This is a genomic window from Enterococcus sp. 5B3_DIV0040 (genome assembly GCF_002140755.1).
Taxonomy (GTDB): Bacteria; Bacillota; Bacilli; order Lactobacillales; family Enterococcaceae; genus Enterococcus_D; species Enterococcus_D casseliflavus.
Genome location: NZ_NGLC01000001.1, coordinates 780833 through 797481, shown reverse-complemented (window position 1 = coordinate 797481; position 16649 = coordinate 780833). Strand labels below are relative to the sequence as shown.

Genomic DNA, 16649 nt, shown 5'->3' with positions numbered 1-16649 from the left:
TAAATCCTCCAAAAAAGAATACCCCACATTCGGTTGTCGCACCCTTTTCTACTTTCTTTAATAAAGTTTAAATTCTAATCAATTCTTTTTCATTTTTTTCAAAAAATATGATACCTTAGAACGTGTAGCCTACTAAGTATGTAGAACATAAAGGAGCGACGGAATGAACGTTGGTATTGATAAAATAAATTTTTTTGTCCCCCCCTATTTTATAGATATGGTTGATCTAGCTCACGCGCGAGAGGTAGACCCGAATAAATTTACGATCGGGATCGGTCAAGATCAAATGGCGGTCAATAAAAAAACACAAGATATCGTCACCTTTGCCATGCACGCGGCAAAAGATATCCTTACGAAAGAAGATTTACAAGCAATTGATATGGTGATCGTCGGAACAGAATCTGGCATCGATGAATCAAAAGCTTCGGCAGTGGTTTTGCATCGCCTATTAGGTATCCAGCCATTTGCACGGTCCTTTGAAATCAAAGAGGCGTGTTACGGCGCAACGGCGGGCTTACAATTTGCCAAAGCCCATGTACAAGCCAATCCACAAAGCAAAGTTTTGGTCGTGGCTTCAGATATCGCCCGTTATGGCTTAGCTTCTGGTGGCGAGCCCACTCAAGGTGTGGGAGCTGTTGCTATGTTGATCTCGGCGGATCCAGCAATTTTGCAGCTTGAAAATGATAATTTGATGTTGACGCAAGATATTTATGATTTTTGGCGTCCAGTAGGACATCAATATCCAATGGTAGATGGTCATTTGTCAAATGCCGTTTATATCGATTCTTTCAAACAAGTTTGGCAAGCCCATTGCGAAAAAAATCAGCGGACAGCAAAAGATTATGCGGCTTTGAGCTTCCATATCCCTTATACAAAAATGGGTAAAAAAGCCTTGTTGGCTGTTTTTGCCGAAGAAGATGAAACAGAACAAAAACGCCTGATGGCTCGCTATGAAGAATCGATCGTTTACAGCCGTCGTACCGGCAACTTGTATACTGGTTCACTGTATCTGGGCCTGATCTCTTTATTGGAAAATTCCTCTAGCCTGCAAGCAAATGATCGAATCGGATTATTTAGCTACGGATCAGGAGCGGTTGCTGAATTTTTCAGCGGCTTGTTGGTACCCGGCTATGAAAAACAGTTGGCGCAAGCGGCACACCAAGCGTTGCTCGATGACCGTCAAAAGCTAACGATCGCTGAATACGAAGCGATGTTCAATGAGACGATCGATATCGATCAAGATCAATCCTTCGAAGATGATCTGCTTTATAGTATTCGTGAAATCAAAAATACCATTCGTTATTATAAAGAAGAAAACGAATGACCCTGAAAAAAACTTTGCTTCTTTTTTAGCTAAAAAGCTTGAAGGAACAAAGTTTTTTTCTTTCTTTGAAAATGATTGAAACGAAACTTGTTTTCCAAACATTTTCTGCATGTTATTCAAAAATTTTCAGATAATTCAGGAAAAACATTTGACAGTCCGCTTTTTTTTGTCTATACTAAAATCAATTCAAGTTTGGAGGAACTTTTTATGTTAAACACGACCGTATCCCCACAACTGAATACCTTTTACTTTAGCTACTTTAGATAGTTTGTATTCATATCACATTATGGATGCAAACCAAAAACGAGTTTTGTTTGTATCTATGATGGCTAAAGCATTTTAACTTGAACTTGCAGCCATGTAGAAAATCTTCTAAATGGTTGCCAATATACGTTTACGCTTGGTATAGGATCGAATCCATTTAGACGATTGTCTGAATGGATTTTTTTGTTCAGGTAAACCCCCATAAAAAAAGAGACGATCATAGGAGGAATTACAATGAAAATGAAAAAATGGATCACGACTGGGTTACTGACAGCTTCCCTACTGGCATTGGCAGCTTGCGGAGAATCAAGCAACACTTCGGAAGAAAACGACGGAACAAAAACAGTCGGTGTCTTACAATTGGTCGAACATGGCTCCTTGAATGCAGCCTATGAAGGGTTCAAAGAAGGCTTAGCAGAAGCGGGCTACACGGAAGGTGAAAACCTAACGATTGAATACCAAAATGCGCAAAACAGTCAAGACAATTTAAAAAGTATGAGCGAACGCCTAGTGAATGCCTCACCAGATCTTTTATTAGGCATTGCCACCCCTGCTGCTGTATCTTTAGCAAATGAAACCACCGATACACCAATCGTAGTTACCGCAGTCACTGATTTAGTTGGAGCGAAATTGGCCGATTCAAATGAAGAACCTGGTCGCAACATCACCGGTACTTCAGACATGGTGCCGATTGAGCAACAGATCAACTTGCTGTTAAGCATCGTGCCTGATGCTAAAACGATCGGCATTATGTATAACGCAGGTGAAGCCAATTCAAAAATCCAAGCTGACTTGGCAGAAGAAGCCTTAAAAGCTGCGGGCGTTGATGTAAAAGTATTGACCGCCAATACAACCAATGATGTGCAACAAGTAACCACCAGCCTTGCAAAAGATGTTGACGGCATTTATGTTCCAACAGATAATACCTTTGCCTCTGCTGCTGCAATCGTCGGCGAAGTGGCCAAAGAAACCAAAACACCGATCGTCGCTGGTTCCGTAGAACAAGTCGATGATGGTGCCCTAGCAACTTACGGTATTGATTATAAATCCCTTGGCATTCAAACAGGGAAACTAGCAGCGAAAATTTTGGATGGCGATGCAGAGCCAGCAACGACGCCCGTTGAAACAGCGGATAATTTAGAGTTAGTCGTCAATGAAGAGATGGCTGCTGCTTTAGGGATTGATCCAGCCAGCATCACTGCACCAGAATAACCATACTAACTTAGATTTGAGGAAATCATATGAATTTAGTCGACACATTCTTGCTCTTACTACAATCTGCCACCTCTCAAGGGATCCTTTGGGCATTGCTGGCGATTGGTGTATTTTTAACCTTTCGTATTTTAGATATCGCTGATTTAACTGCAGAAGGGAGTTTCCCCTTAGGCGCTGGGATCGCAGCAATCAGTATTACGAATGGTCTCTCGCCTATTTTAGCGAGTCTGATGGGCTTTGGCGGCGGCATGGTAGCCGGCTTAGTATCTGGTCTGCTGCACACAAAACTAAAAATCCCTGCCTTATTGGCGGGGATCATCACGATGACTGGCCTGTATTCCATCACAAATCGTGTGATGGGTGCTCCCAACATCGCCTTGCTGGGGCAAGACACGGTCTTCACCCAATTTCAAGCCATGGGACTGACCAAAAACAATGCCGTGATTCTTGCAGGCTTTCTCTTCGCGGCAATCGTCATTTTGTGCCTGTTCCTCTTTTTCCGTACAGAGATCGGCTTAGCATTGCGAGCGACGGGCGACAATTTAGCTATGAGCGAGGCCAACGGCATCAACACTGATAACATGAAGATTATCGGCTATATGATCTCTAATGGCTGTATCGCCCTCTCTGGTGCCCTCTTAGCCCAAAACAATGGCTTCGCTGATTTGAACTCAGGGATCGGTACGATCGTGATCGGTTTAGCATCGATCATTATTGCAGAAGTTTTATTTGCCAATAAATCTTTGCTTTTGCGATTGATCACCATCGTGATCGGGGCAATCGTTTATCGCTTTATCTTGGCCGTCGTATTCGAATTCAATGTCGAGGCCAACGATATCAAATTGGCATCTGCAATCGTCTTAGTCATCTGCCTCTCCTTACCGCAGCTTCGTTCAAAACTAGGACTTAAAAAGATGCTGCCAAAAACCAAAGGAGGCCAATCCTAATGACTTCAGTCTTAACAATCGAGAATCTACACCAAACCTTTGAAAAAGGAACGATCAATGAAAACCATGTCTTGCGAGGCATTGACCTGACGATGAATACCGGTGACTTTATTACGATCATCGGTGGGAATGGTGCTGGAAAATCGACCCTCTTAAACAGTATCGCAGGAACGATCCCAACAGAACAAGGAAAAATCACCTTAGATGGGAAAGACATTACTCGTTTATCCGTGACCAAACGGTCAAAAGATATTAGTCGGGTCTTTCAAGATCCACGTATGGGGACCGCGGTTCGTTTGACCGTTGAAGAAAATTTAGCATTGGCTTACAAACGCGGCCAAGTCCGCGGATTTGCAACAGGCGTCAAAGCGAAAAACCGCGCGTTTTTCCAAGAGAAGTTAGCCAGCCTAAACTTAGGCTTAGAAAATCGCCTTTCTGCTGAGATCGGTTTGCTATCAGGCGGACAGCGGCAAGCCATCACCCTCTTGATGGCAACGTTGCAGCAGCCTAAATTGATTTTATTAGATGAACATACCGCGGCCCTTGATCCTAAAACCTCATTGACGGTCATGGCATTGACCGATCAGTTGATTCGGTCCCAACAGTTGACGGCTTTCATGGTCACTCATGACATGGAAGATGCCATTCGTTATGGCAATCGCCTGATCATGCTTCATCAAGGCAAGATCGTCGTAGACATTGCCGGTGAGCAAAAGCAGCATTTGACGGTCCCTGAATTGATGGAAATGTTCCATCAAAATAGTGGTGCTGAGTTGAAAGATGACCAACTGCTCTTACGCTCTTAACAAGCAAAAAAGGCACGTAGAAAGAATCCTCCTTTCTACGTGCCTTTTGCTGTAATCACACTGCTTGCAAAAGCCTTACTTCGCTTCATTTTCTGCAATGATGTCCGTTACCTTCATCAAGCGAGTCAATGTTGCTCGTTCGTCTTCTGCCAGATTGCTTTCGATGTATTGAATGGTTTCTGTCAGCTTGGGAATCGTCATATACTCTAACGCATTGACTCTTCGTCTCGTCCGTTCGATCTCATTGGCCATCAGTTGACAGGTTTTCTCGATCTCGGCCAACTGCAGCATCACTGGCAGCATTTGATCCAGATGGGACAACGAGAGATCCAGCTCACTGGTGGTACTCACAAAACCGTAGGAAAAATCATCATCCGAGCTTTCTTCTTCGTAAACAGGGTTCAACACTGGCACATCCATATTCATGATGGTTCGGCTTTGCACATCTAAGGTCACTTTATTTAAAGGGATCATAAAGGCTTCTTGCAAAACGACATCGGGAATACTACTAGAAGCCAGCACATACTCTTCCATTCCTGCTTGCAATGCGGTCTCCATCTTTTTACGAAGTTCCTGGTTTTTCTTTACTAGCTGAATGAACTGACGTACTAGCTCATCTTGCTTGTCTTTCAATAATTTGTGACCACGGGTTGCCGTCGTCAGCCGCTTTTTCAAACGACTTAGTTCCATCCGTGTCGGATTGACATTTAAGATCGCCATTAAGAACTCACATCCTCGTCCGTTGGGTAATAGGCGTCGATAAATTCTTCTTTGATACGGCTCAACTCTTGTTTTGGCAAGGTAGCTAATAGCTTCCAGCCTAAATCTAACGTTTCTTCAATCGTCCGATTGGTTTCAAATCCTTGATTGACGTACTCTTTTTCAAAAAGATCAGCAAAGCGTGCGTACTTTTTATCAAGATCAGATAAGGCAGACTCGCCTAAAACGATCGATAGCTCTTTGGCAGCTTTTCCATCGGAATAGGCGGCATAGATTTGATTCATCGTTGCCGCATGATCGGCACGGGTCTTACCTTCTCCCGTTCCTTTGTCCTTCAACCGTGAAAGACTTGGTAAAATATCCACTGGCGGGTTGATATTGCGCTTGTAAAGGTCCCGCGACAAAATAATTTGTCCTTCCGTGATATAGCCGGTCAAATCAGGAATCGGGTGGGTTTTATCGCCATCTGGCATCGTTAAGATCGGTATTTGTGTGACCGATCCTTCTTTGCCCATCAAACGTCCTGCCCGTTCATACAGCGTCGCTAAATTGGTGTATAGATACCCTGGATAGCCGCGACGTCCTGGAACTTCTCGGCGGGCAGCGGAGATTTCTCGCAACGCTTCACAGTAATTCGTCATATCGGTCATGATCACTAAGACGTGCATGCCTTTTTCAAAAGCCAAATACTCTGCTGCGGTCAATGCCATCTTAGGTGTAGCGATCCGTTCGATTGCTGGATCATTGGCAAGGTTCATAAACAAAACAGAACGATCTAACGCACCGGTTTTGCGGAATTCATCCACGAAAAATTCAGCTTCTTCAAAAGGGATCCCAATTGCTGCGAAGACGATCGCGAAATTGCCTTCTTGGCTAGGTACTGTTGCTTGTCGTGCGATTTGAGCAGCGATCTCTTTATGAGGCAAACCAGACGCAGAAAAAATTGGTAGTTTTTGTCCACGAACTAATGTATTTAAATGATCGATCGTTGAGATCCCCGTTTGGATAAATTCATCTGGGAAGTCCCGCGCCATCGGATTGATGGCTTCACCGTTTACATCGATGCGTTTTTCTGGCAAGATTCTCGGGCCATTATCTTTTGGTTTTCCTAAACCGTCAAACACCCGACCCATCATATCTAGAGAAACTCCTAGCGTCAAACCAGTCCCTAGAAACCTTGCTTTGCTTTCTTCTGCACTCAAATTACTGGTACCTTCAAAGACTTGGACAACAGCATTGTCATCACTGACTTCCAGTACTTGTCCTTGACGGATCTCGCCTGTGTCCATGCGGACCTCAACGAGTTCGTCGAATTTCACGCCTCGAACATTTTCGACCACCATTAAGGGGCCAGCAATTTCGGAAACTGTACGATATTCTTTTAACATCAATGAACACCTCCAGTTTCAATGATTCGTTGTAACATTTCTTTGATGTCATGCTTGATCGTATCCAAGCGAGTCAATTCTTCTTCAGGAATGTATTTGCTGCGGGCGATGCGCTCACGCAGATCAACCGTTCCTTTGGTGATCTCATCTAAGTAAGCACCTAGCTGCAATGCACGCTGTGCTTGTTCATTAAAGTAGAGAATGTTTTCCAGCATCTTGAACTGCTTGTTGCGGGAAGTGTACGTATCAACGTCATCGAAGGCGTTTTGCTGCAAGTAGTCTTGTCTTAAAGAACGAGCAGTCATCATCGTCAAGCGGTCTTTCTGGGAAAGAGAGTCCATCCCTACCAGCTGAACGATTTCTTCTAATCTGCTTTCCTCTTGGAGAATCGCCATGGATTCATTGACTAGCTCCGACCAGCGATCACCTAATAATTGATCCAAATAAGAATTGATTTGATCCTCATAAAGGGAATAGGAATTCATCCAGTTGATGGATGGAAAATGCCGCTTTTGCGCCAACATGCTATCCAATGCCCAAAAGACTTTCACGATTCGCAAGGTATTTTGAGTGACCGGTTCTGAGATGTCTCCTCCAGCAGGTGAAACCGCACCAATTGCGGTAATGCTTCCTTCCCGAGGTTGCGTGCCTAATGAATGGAAACGCCCTGCTCGCTCATAGTATTCCGCAATTCGACTTCCAAGGTAAGCCGGATAGCCTTCATCTCCTGGGATCTCTTGCAAGCGCCCACTCATTTCCCGCAGTGCTTCTGCCCAACGAGAAGTTGAATCTGCCATGATGGCAACACTATAGCCCATGTCACGGTAATATTCCGCGATCGTGATTCCTGTATAGATCGAGGCTTCCCGAGCAGCAACTGGCATATTCGACGTATTGGCGATCAATACCGTTCGTTCCATGATCGACTTGCCGGTATTCGGATCGATCAACTCAGGAAATTCGTTCATGACATCCCGCATTTCGTTGCCCCGCTCACCGCAACCGACATAGACCACGATATCCACATCTGACCATTTAGCGATCTGATGCTGAACGACTGTTTTTCCAGCACCAAAAGGTCCAGGAACAGCAGCTGAGCCGCCTTTTGCCACTGGAAAATAGGTGTCGATGACTCGCTGTCCAGTGACTAGCGGTTCGCCTGGATTTAATTTAGCAGTAACTGGCCGCGGTTGACGCACTGGCCATTTCTGAACCATCGTCAAGGATTTTTCACCATCGATGGTTTCTAAAACACAGATCACTTCAGTAATCGCAAAATTTCCCACCATGATTTCTTTGACGGTTCCTTCATAGTTTGGTGGCACCATGATCTTATGCTCGATCACCGAAGTTTCTTGTACTGAACCTAAAATATCACCGGCTTGTACAGTATCGCCGACTTGTACTTGTGGGACGAAGGTCCATTTCTTTTGGCGATTCAGTGGATCGATGGTGACACCCCGCTCCAAAAAATCACTCTCTGTTTGCGACATAAATGTATCTAATGGTCGTTGGATCCCATCAAACATCTGAGTCAACAAACCTGGTGCTAGTTCGACAGACAATGGTGCGCCTGTCGTTTCTACGGGCTCGCCTGGTCCGATCCCCGCTGTTTCTTCGTATACTTGGATCGAAACCAGCCCTTTTTTGATCTCAATGATCTCACCGATAAGGCCCTTGTCACTGACTTTGCAGATTTCGTGGATTTTTGCGCCACTTAATCCTGAGGCGGTGACCAGTGGTCCCGATACTTTTTCAATTGTGCCAAATGCCACATTTATTCCTCCTAGCTGGCTGACTTGTCTGTTATGAATCTAATATATTCATTCCTACCGCTTTTTCCACATTTTGCTGAATGCGTGCCATGCCGATCCCTAAACTACCCGTACTACTTGGAATCGGAATGATCGCTGGTGTCGGTACTTCTTCGTAACGACGAACGATCGGTTCTAATTGTTCAATCAACCGCTCGGTCAAAAAGATCACACCATACGCTTCAGCTATCTCTTCTAATTGTTGGGCGGCTTCATCCAAATCGCTGACTGGAAAGATATCGATCCCCAGCCCTTTGAAAGGCAAGATCGAGTTCTTACCACCCATCATTGCTATTTTTTTATGCATAACTATCACGCACCCGACTTCTTAAAATCTCTTCTGGCACCTTATTGATTTTACCAATCAAGAGAATACGCAAATTCTTGCTTTCAATTTCCTTGGCATACAGATACCCTGCCAATGCTGACGGCCCAAAAGGCACGATTTTTTGTTCTTTGAGCTTCGCCATTAGAAAATTGTCTTTACGTATATCAAAGGTATTCAAGGTCTTCTTTTCTACCAATTCTTCATAACTATGATTGATCAGCTCTTTATAAGGGGTTCCTTGCAAGTATCCCACAAACGCCTCAAGAGAAGTCGTGATTTCTGCTAACAACTCACTTGCAGGTAAATTCCCATGGTCGGCTAAAACTGCGCTGATAAAGCCGCGCTTGCGTTTCATCGCGTAACTGCGCAACGTTGTTGAAATATTGAAGATATCGATTTGACGGCGAATCAAGCTTTGCAGCAACTCGTCTTGGTATTCTTTACCGATCGTCCATAATTGCTCCCAATAATGGTTGTCAAAGATGATATCGATGGACTGGACTTCATGATAGTTCTCAATATAAGAAAAGACTTCTTCCACACAGGCAACCATTTCTTGCGCGACCTGAGTACTTTTCCTGGTCTTGACCAGATCTTTAAGGACGGAAAGTGGCTGGGTGCCGATTGGGACGAGATACGCCGAAAAATCTTCTTGCATATACGCCGCTTTTACTAAAACTTTCAGATTTTGATAGTCATATTTCAAAGCAAAGAAATCAACGATCGCTTTTTCTGGTGTCAACTGATACATCGTTTCGTATACCCGTTTCAACTCAGCCATCAGGACTTGTTCAAAATCGTGTACACGATCATCTTCATTGATGAAGTCACCATAAACCGTTTCTTGCAGCATCCCATAGATTTCCTCTGCGCTGGCAGCTGAGAGCATTCGCTCATAGCGACTACGATCGAATAATTGCGATTCATACGTCCGAATTCTCGTATTCAACGTATTATATTTGATGTCATTCATCTGTTTGCACCTGCTTACTGTTCAAAAATCAATTGCAGTAACGTATTGCTTAACTCTTCTTTGTTGGCTTCTAGTAGCGCATCAAAGGTAAAATTCAACTCAATTGCTTCTTGTCGCAACAAAAAGCCACCCTTGCGAGGGATCGTTTTATTTACCAGTTTCAGCTGAACCTCTGGGACCGATGCTTGCAACTTAGTAAGGAATTCCTCATCTACAAAATGACGGGACTTCTCACCTAAAAGCAACTCGACCTCACCAGTTAACCGTGCATTCGCCAAGCCTTTCGCGATAAACGTATAAAATGCTGCCTGATCCATCGTGTTCAAACGGGTCAGAGCCTCAGAAAACAGCTCATCTAAGACGGACTGCTTTGCTGCCAAGACCTTGTTTCTTGATTGGATATGCACATCTGAGATTTCCAAATACATCGCAGCACGTTTTTCTTTTTCATAAAAAGCTAACCGTTCATTAAGCTCTTTTTCTAACTGTGCTCGTTTTAAATTTTCTTGGTTTTCACTTTCTTTTTGTGCTTCTTTGATTTGAAGCTGGTATTTCTTTTCCGCATCAGCGGTTATTTTGTCAGTTAAACGTGTAATATCAGACATTCACTTTTCCCTCCTCTTAATTCAAGACAAGCAAGAAGGAAATCACGAACCCTAAAATACAATACGTTTCCATCATCGCTACCAAGATAATTCCTTTGGTCACATGTTCTGGTTTTTTTGCTAAAATCTGCATCGCAGCACTTGCGGCACGTCCTTGCCATTTACCGGCGATAATTGCTGTTAACGCGATCGGTAATGAAGCGATAAACAAATACAACCCGCGATCGAATGAGATCGAACCACTGATCTGACCAAAAATCATAAAGGAGATTACAAAGCCGTATAGCCCCTGGGTACTAGAAAGCAATTCCAAAATCAACGCTTGCCCAAATTTCTCTGGCTGCTCTGAGATCAAGCCTGATGCTGCTTCACTGGTCATCCCAACACCGATCGTTGATCCGATACCACCACAAATCGTTGCGGTCGCTACACCTAAAGCTGCAAAAACAATTCCACCATTTTCGTAAAAGAAACTAATCCAATTTTCCATTATTATCCTCCTGTAACTTTTCTTCTGAGATGATCTCTACATAATTTTCATTTGATTTGAACGGGTCAAAGGCACGTCCGCCCCCCGTAAAGAATTTTCCAAAATACTCCAAATACTGCAAGCGAATACCATGAACATACGCACTAAGGTAACTTAAGAAAATATTCAGGCCATGTAGCGCCACAAATAATAAGATACCGACGGTAAACCGGGCTGCTGGCGGCAAGTAGCTAATGATCAAGTTGAAGGCTGAGGCGATACTTCCGCCGGCAACCCCTAACGCCATCAGACGGGTGTAACTGATCAAGTCACCAACATAATTGGTCACATCCATCAATCCGTACAATCCAGAACCGATTTTTCCTGCCAACGTTTTTCCTTCTAAACTGCCTCCGATTGCCACTGCTAAAAGACTGGCAGCGATCATTACGATCCCAATCGTTTGTAACGGGGTGTCAGGGAAAAGCAGCATTCCTGCGGCGACAAAAACGACACTGATCAAAAAGACGATCCACGAACCGGCTTGGAACATCGCAGCCAGTTTCTGGTCTTTTTTCTTCCATAAAATATAGAATTTCAGCGCCAAGCCAAACATGATCTGAATGTACCCAAAGATCACGGATAAGACTAAGATCTGATTGACATCATCCTGGGCAGACAACAGTTGGAATGAGAATTCAAATCCAAAGAAGTTGCCATAGATCAAGCCCCAAATAATCGTAGGGATCGAGCACAACTGAAAGAGGGTCAAATTTTGTTCCAGCCCTTTGCTGAGGTGGAACAGCTTTTTCCCCAGGAATGTCGCCAGAAACAAGAGCAACCCATAGCCAAAATCGGCAACCATCATCCCGAATGCCACCATGTAAAAAGGCGCCATAAATGGTGTCGGATCTAACTCGTCATATTGCGGCAAGCTGTACATCCGAACAAGTCCTTCGAAAGGTTTGATCCAACGTGCGTTTTCTAATAAAATCGGCACATCAGCCAGCTCTTTTTCCGTCACTTCTTGGTATTCGAGGTAATAGTTATCCGTGGTCCCTTTTTTGATACGTTTTTCTAATTCGGCCGCCCCATCAACAGGAACCCAGCCAGAAATCGATACCGCATGAGTCGAACGCAAAAGCATTTTACTGCTTTTTAAGCGGGTGATCGCTCCATCTAAATACTCGGCAACGATCCGCAAGGTTTCTTGCTCTTTTGTCATCGCACCAAGAGAAGCTTTGATTTCTTTTTCTTCATCAATTAGACGTTGGGATTTTTCTTTCATCGTTTGCAGATCTTCTTCTGGAATCCCCTCATAAGGGTAGATGTATTGCTCGAAGGCTGCTTTCTTTAGAAGAGTAGTTACTTTTTCTTTTACATCTTTATGGAAAAGTACCAATAAGTAAGTTGTCGTTTGTGATTGATAAATGGTTTCGACATAGACAAGCGGCAGCTTTTCACTGTTGGTCGTAAAGTCAGCCATTTCAGAAGTAGGAATCGATCCTAACAAGCCACCTGATTTTTTTAATTCTTTTAAAACAGCTGGTCGTTCTTTGAAATACTTCCAGATCGACAGTTCTGCTTCTTGTGCTAATACATCGCGTTTTTCTTGATCAATCAAGCGAAGACGTTTGTCTTGTTTACGAAGGATTTGGCATAATTCTTGCCAAGGATAGGTGTGGGCTGTTTCAGCCAATTCTTGAAGGGTATATTTTTTGATTGGTTGCCGCAGTTGTGCCAGCATTCCTTTTTTGGGTACATATTCTTCTAAAAAATTTAAGCTCCAGTTGACTTGACCAAACTGGTTCTCCATTTCTTCTTCAGACTGTTCCTCGCGAACCGGTGTCAAAACACCCGTCGTTTCTTCAGAATCATAATATTTTTCCGAAGAAAGCAGTTCTACGCCTTGAAAGTCTTGCAGCTGCTCTAAAACAGCTTCTTTCTGATCGTAAAAGGTCAACAGACTGAACTTTTGCATTTTTGCAATTGCCATTTATGTCACAACCTTATTTATTATTATTGCTAATGCTTCTTCTTTCAATTCATTAGGGATCGTTCGCAGTGTTTCCACTTCTGCTTGGGTCTTAGCCAAGAGTGGTTCCTTAGACTGTACCAACTCAGCTGCGATTTTTTGGTTGATTGCTTCTTTTTGTTGGGCTTCTTTTTCTGCCAACTCTTTTTTAAACGCCTTCAACCGTTCTTCTCTTGCTTGTGCCAATTGTTTTTTTTCTGCTTCTGCTTCTTTATTTTTATTTTCCGCAAATTGCTCTGCTTCTTGTAATAATCGAATGGCATCTACTGTCATTTTCTCACCTGCTTTCACTTTTTTTCCGCAAAAAAAACCACTACAAATCAAGCATATGGCATTCGCTGATCGTAGGGTGTCAAAAATCAATAAGTGGCAAATACCTTCACCTATTTCCGTTTTCTAATATAACCGTAACATAAATTTTGCGATAGAACAAGGTTCCTAGCGTTTTTTTATAGTCTTTACATATAAAAGTCACAAAAATTACACATTTTCACAAAAAGAAATCCTTTTCATTTTATTGGGGGTTAAATGATGACAAAAAAGAAAGATTAGAAACAAAATGATGTTTCAAATCTTTCTTTTAGTTTTTTCTCGTCTTTTTCTTAACTTAAATGCTTCTAAAGAAAAGACAAGCATTTAAAATAACAAAGCATCGACCTACTCACGTATAAACGGCATACTCATACAGCGGGGGCCCCCGCGTCCGCGAACCAATTCGCTGCCCGAGATTTCATTCAAAATGACTCCTGCCTCTTTTAACAGCCCATTGGTAATGGTGTTGCGGTCATAGACCACGACTTCTCCAGGTGCAATCGCCAAGGTATTAGACCCATCATTCCATTGCTCTCTAGCTGCCGCTGCTAAATCGTCGCCACCACAGCGGATCAAGTGGACTTCAGGCAAATCTAAATAACGGCAAAGAATGTTTTCCAACGTATCTTTTTCCTCATATACTCGCACACCGTCCTTGTGTTTAGTGATTGAATACAGCGAAAGTTCTCCCTCGATTTCTGGATGGATCGTGAACTTATCATGATCCACCATCGTGAAGACCGTATCTAAATGCATAAATTTTCGTTCTTCGCCGATATTAAATGCCAAGATATGTTCGAAACTCGGTTCTGTGGCAAAAATCGTTTCGGCAATTTTTTCAATTGAGGCAACTTCTGTTCGTTGAGAGATCCCGATCGCCACGATTTTATCAGATAAAATCAGCTGATCGCCGCCTTCCATCCGCGTCGTTTCGTCCCGATGATACAAAAAGTTCGTCTCATTGCGGGCAAACATCGGATGGTGCGTAAAAATTTGTTTTCCGTAGAGGGTTTCCCGTCTTCTCGTTGCAGAATACATTCGATTCAAGGAAACACTGTGACCAATCGTCGCAAACGGATCTCGCGTGAAATATAGGTTTGGCATTGGATCGATCAAGAAAGGATATTCTGTTTCAACGATTGCCGTTAAGTTACTGGCTTTTGAAATTTCTACCTCACTTTTTTTCAAGCCCGCCATCGTATGATCGATAAAGGCGCGATTGTCTTTAATCGACAGGAAAAAGTTGCGCACTTCGTTGCGAATCTCTTCATCAAGGATCGTTGTTTCATTTAAATAGTCTTCTAAAAAGGCCTCTTTGGCACCAGTTGTTGTCAATGTTTCAGCAGCTAGATCCTCCAAATAAAGGACTTCCACCCCTTTGCTTCTTAACGTATCCGCAAAAAAATCATGTTCTTTTTGCGCTTGGGTTAAAAAAGGAATATCATCAAACAACAATCGATCAAGATAATCCGGCATCAAGTTTTCTAATTCTGCGCCTGGACGATGCAGCAGCACCCGTTTTAAAGGGGCAATCTCAGAAAAAATCTGTATTGGCTGGTTCATGAGCTTGTCTCTCCTTCTTGGCAATTTTGTTGAATAACTTATGTCATTCATTTTTTTGATTCCTCATCACATAATTATTCATTTCTCTGACTCATCGTGTTTTTTCTACTCGTGATTCAAAGTTTTTTTGGTGGATCATATAGTTATAAACATGCATTTCAGCAAAAAGAAACCTCCGATAAAAAAACAACTAGATAAGAATATAAATTCTAGATACTTTAATTTACCGCCTTTTTCAATTGTATATTTTTGTTAAAAAAACAGCAAGGCAAAAGAACTGATGGACGATAGTCCTAGCTGCGAAACCAGATTGAATTATTTTTGTTTTTTTGGATCATTTCATGATTTTCAAATGATACCGCTATCAAACAGATAAATATTTGCTATGATTCAAGTATCTTGATGCTAAAGAAACGTCTATAAAGGAGCGATTTGATGAAAATGCAACGTCAACTTTACTATGGTGCCGACTACAATCCTGAACAATGGTCTAAAGAAGTCATTCTTGAAGATATGCGCTTAATGAAAGAAGCAGGTGTGAACTATGTAAGTATCAATATTTTTGGCTGGGTCAATCTGCAGCCAGATGAATCCACCTATGATTTTGATTTTCTGGACTGGTTGATGGATCTTTTATATGAAAACAATATCATGATCGACCTAGCCAACGGAACGGCTTCGCCTCCCGCTTGGCTTGTTCAAAAACATCCTGAGATGCTGCCTGTGACCATTCATGGCAATCGACTGGTTCATGGGGCGCGCCAGCACTACTGTCCGACTTCCCCTATCTATCGTCAATATGCCACCGATTTGTCAGAAGCAGTCGCAAACCGTTATGCCAATCATCCAGGGCTAGTCATGTGGCATATCAATAATGAATATACCTGTCACATCCACGAGTGTTATTGCGATCATTGTCGGAAAAGATTTCAGACATGGTTAGCAGAGAAATATCAGACCATCGCTGGATTGAATGATGCTTGGTCAACCAAGTTTTGGAGTCAATCCTATGGCAGCTGGGAGGAAATTTTTCTACCTGAAGCGATGCCGACCTTCAAAAATCCTGCGCAGCAGTTAGACTATCGCCGTTTTCTTTCCGACATGAATATGGAGCTCTATCAACTCGAAAAGGCGGCGATCGCAAAATATTCACAAGGCATCCCTTACATGACCAATCTGATGGGCTTGCACAAATACGTGGATGGGTTTAAATGGGCACCCGAAATGGATGTAGTCAGCTGGAATTCGTACCCGAATCCCTTTGAAAAGATCCCTTACCCGCAATTTCTTGCTAACGATCTAACTCGTAGTTTAAAGAAAAAACCTTTTTTGATCATGGAACAAGCCACCAGCGCCGTTAATTGGCGGCAAATCAATGGTGCCAAGACACCCAACCAGCTGCGTCTATGGAGTTATGAAGCGCTCGCTCATGGCGCTGATGGCATCATGTTCTTCCAATGGCGGCAGTCTCGTGGCGGTGCGGAAAAATTTCATAGTGCGATGGTGCCTCACGGAGATCCTCATTCAAGCCGTATCTTTCGTGAATGTGCGCAATTAGGCAACGAATTTTCGCAACTGTCGGAAATTGTTGGGACGCGCTTCTTGGCTGATGTCGCGGTTGTCTTTGACTGGGAAAATTGGTGGGCGCTGGAATTGGATGCCAAACCAAGCACCTTAAAGTACATTCATCAGTTACGCAGCCTGTATGGCGCGCTAAGAGCGTTAAATCTGAACGTAGACTTTGTCCATCCTTCCGAATCCCTAGACGGCTATCCTTTAGTGATCGCCCCAAATCTCTATTCAGCACCAGAAGCCTTCGGTAAGAAAATCAATGATTACGTGCGACAAGGTGGCATCTTCTTGACGAATTTCTTTAGTGGGATCGT

General features: G+C 43.1%; 15 protein-coding genes (1 of these 15 cut by a window edge). 5 read left to right on the top strand and 10 right to left on the bottom strand.

Translation table 11 applies throughout. The annotated features are described in order from the left end of the window. Positions 1–163: 163 nt before the first annotated feature. From A5883_RS03935 to A5883_RS03920, 4 genes are all read left to right on the top strand, one after another. The gene (locus A5883_RS03935) at positions 164–1324 is read left to right on the top strand and encodes a hydroxymethylglutaryl-CoA synthase (RefSeq protein ID WP_074536687.1); all 1161 of its coding nucleotides are present in this window, start codon (positions 164–166) and stop codon (positions 1322–1324) included. Positions 1325–1822: 498 nt separating this feature from the next. Continuing rightward, a complete protein-coding gene (locus A5883_RS03930; RefSeq protein WP_010749214.1) occupies positions 1823–2800 on the top strand; it encodes an ABC transporter substrate-binding protein in 978 nt (325 codons plus the stop codon). 29 nt (positions 2801–2829) lie between these two features. After that, positions 2830–3750: an ABC transporter permease gene (locus tag A5883_RS03925; protein WP_005229245.1), complete on the top strand. Its 921-nt coding sequence runs from the start codon at positions 2830–2832 to the stop codon at positions 3748–3750. Beyond that, entirely contained in the window at positions 3750–4556 is an 807-nt protein-coding gene (locus tag A5883_RS03920) for an ABC transporter ATP-binding protein (RefSeq protein ID WP_015510090.1), read from the top strand. The genes A5883_RS03925 and A5883_RS03920 overlap by 1 nt, the downstream gene beginning before the upstream one ends. Before the next feature lie 75 nt (positions 4557–4631). Here the strand turns inward: A5883_RS03920 and A5883_RS03915 are convergent, their stop codons facing one another. From A5883_RS03915 to arcA, 10 genes are all read right to left on the bottom strand, one after another. Continuing rightward, a complete protein-coding gene (locus A5883_RS03915; protein ID WP_005229243.1) occupies positions 4632–5276 on the bottom strand; it encodes a V-type ATP synthase subunit D in 645 nt (214 codons plus the stop codon). Further along, positions 5276–6664 carry a V-type ATP synthase subunit B gene (locus A5883_RS03910; RefSeq protein WP_005237151.1) on the bottom strand — a complete coding sequence of 463 codons (1389 nt, stop codon included), beginning with the start codon at positions 6662–6664 and terminating at the stop codon, positions 5276–5278. Before A5883_RS03910 ends, A5883_RS03915 begins: the two co-directional genes overlap by 1 nt. Then, positions 6664–8439 carry a V-type ATP synthase subunit A gene (locus tag A5883_RS03905; protein WP_010749209.1) on the bottom strand — a complete coding sequence of 592 codons (1776 nt, stop codon included), beginning with the start codon at positions 8437–8439 and terminating at the stop codon, positions 6664–6666. The genes A5883_RS03910 and A5883_RS03905 overlap by 1 nt, the downstream gene beginning before the upstream one ends. 31 nt (positions 8440–8470) lie before the next feature. Then, positions 8471–8785 (bottom strand): V-type ATP synthase subunit F, encoded by a 315-nt coding sequence (locus A5883_RS03900; RefSeq protein ID WP_016613063.1) that lies wholly within the window; start codon positions 8783–8785, stop codon positions 8471–8473. Next, on the bottom strand, positions 8778–9779 hold the full coding sequence (locus A5883_RS03895) for a V-type ATP synthase subunit C (RefSeq protein WP_005229238.1): 1002 nt from the start codon (positions 9777–9779) through the stop codon (positions 8778–8780). Before A5883_RS03895 ends, A5883_RS03900 begins: the two co-directional genes overlap by 8 nt. A 14-nt stretch (positions 9780–9793) precedes the next feature. Then, on the bottom strand, positions 9794–10384 hold the full coding sequence (locus A5883_RS03890; RefSeq protein WP_005229237.1) for a V-type ATP synthase subunit E: 591 nt from the start codon (positions 10382–10384) through the stop codon (positions 9794–9796). A gap of 16 nt (positions 10385–10400) precedes the next feature. Then, the gene (locus A5883_RS03885; protein ID WP_005229236.1) at positions 10401–10874 is read right to left on the bottom strand and encodes a V-type ATP synthase subunit K; all 474 of its coding nucleotides are present in this window, start codon (positions 10872–10874) and stop codon (positions 10401–10403) included. Beyond that, complete coding sequence (locus A5883_RS03880; protein ID WP_086338022.1) at positions 10858–12849, bottom strand: V-type ATP synthase subunit I; 1992 nt, start codon at positions 12847–12849, stop codon at positions 10858–10860. Before A5883_RS03880 ends, A5883_RS03885 begins: the two co-directional genes overlap by 17 nt. Continuing rightward, positions 12850–13161, bottom strand: coding sequence for a hypothetical protein (locus A5883_RS03875; RefSeq protein WP_015510092.1), 312 nt, complete (start codon positions 13159–13161; stop codon positions 12850–12852). It abuts the gene before it with no gap. 384 nt (positions 13162–13545) lie between these two features. Next, a complete protein-coding gene (arcA, locus tag A5883_RS03870; RefSeq protein ID WP_010749205.1) occupies positions 13546–14763 on the bottom strand; it encodes an arginine deiminase in 1218 nt (405 codons plus the stop codon). A gap of 435 nt (positions 14764–15198) precedes the next feature. Here arcA and A5883_RS03865 point away from each other — a divergent pair, with 435 nt between their 5' ends. Continuing rightward, positions 15199–16649 carry the 5' portion of a beta-galactosidase gene (locus A5883_RS03865; RefSeq protein ID WP_086338021.1) on the top strand. 547 nt of this gene lie beyond the right edge of the window, so 1451 of the gene's 1998 nt are visible here — the first part of the coding sequence; the start codon lies at positions 15199–15201; its stop codon lies beyond the right edge, outside the window.

Coding starts and splice junctions, on each gene's coding strand:
- arcA (WP_010749205.1), bottom strand. CDS start 14,763: ATGAACCAGCCAATACAGATTTTTTCTGAGATTGCCCCTTTAAAACGG.
- A5883_RS03920 (WP_015510090.1), top strand. CDS start 3,750: ATGACTTCAGTCTTAACAATCGAGAATCTACACCAAACCTTTGAAAAA.
- A5883_RS03925 (WP_005229245.1), top strand. CDS start 2,830: ATGAATTTAGTCGACACATTCTTGCTCTTACTACAATCTGCCACCTCT.
- A5883_RS03880 (WP_086338022.1), bottom strand. CDS start 12,849: ATGGCAATTGCAAAAATGCAAAAGTTCAGTCTGTTGACCTTTTACGAT.
- A5883_RS03930 (WP_010749214.1), top strand. CDS start 1,823: ATGAAAATGAAAAAATGGATCACGACTGGGTTACTGACAGCTTCCCTA.
- A5883_RS03885 (WP_005229236.1), bottom strand. CDS start 10,874: ATGGAAAATTGGATTAGTTTCTTTTACGAAAATGGTGGAATTGTTTTT.
- A5883_RS03910 (WP_005237151.1), bottom strand. CDS start 6,664: ATGTTAAAAGAATATCGTACAGTTTCCGAAATTGCTGGCCCCTTAATG.
- A5883_RS03895 (WP_005229238.1), bottom strand. CDS start 9,779: ATGAATGACATCAAATATAATACGTTGAATACGAGAATTCGGACGTAT.
- A5883_RS03890 (WP_005229237.1), bottom strand. CDS start 10,384: ATGTCTGATATTACACGTTTAACTGACAAAATAACCGCTGATGCGGAA.
- A5883_RS03875 (WP_015510092.1), bottom strand. CDS start 13,161: ATGACAGTAGATGCCATTCGATTATTACAAGAAGCAGAGCAATTTGCG.
- A5883_RS03900 (WP_016613063.1), bottom strand. CDS start 8,785: ATGCATAAAAAAATAGCAATGATGGGTGGTAAGAACTCGATCTTGCCT.
- A5883_RS03935 (WP_074536687.1), top strand. CDS start 164: ATGAACGTTGGTATTGATAAAATAAATTTTTTTGTCCCCCCCTATTTT.
- A5883_RS03915 (WP_005229243.1), bottom strand. CDS start 5,276: ATGGCGATCTTAAATGTCAATCCGACACGGATGGAACTAAGTCGTTTG.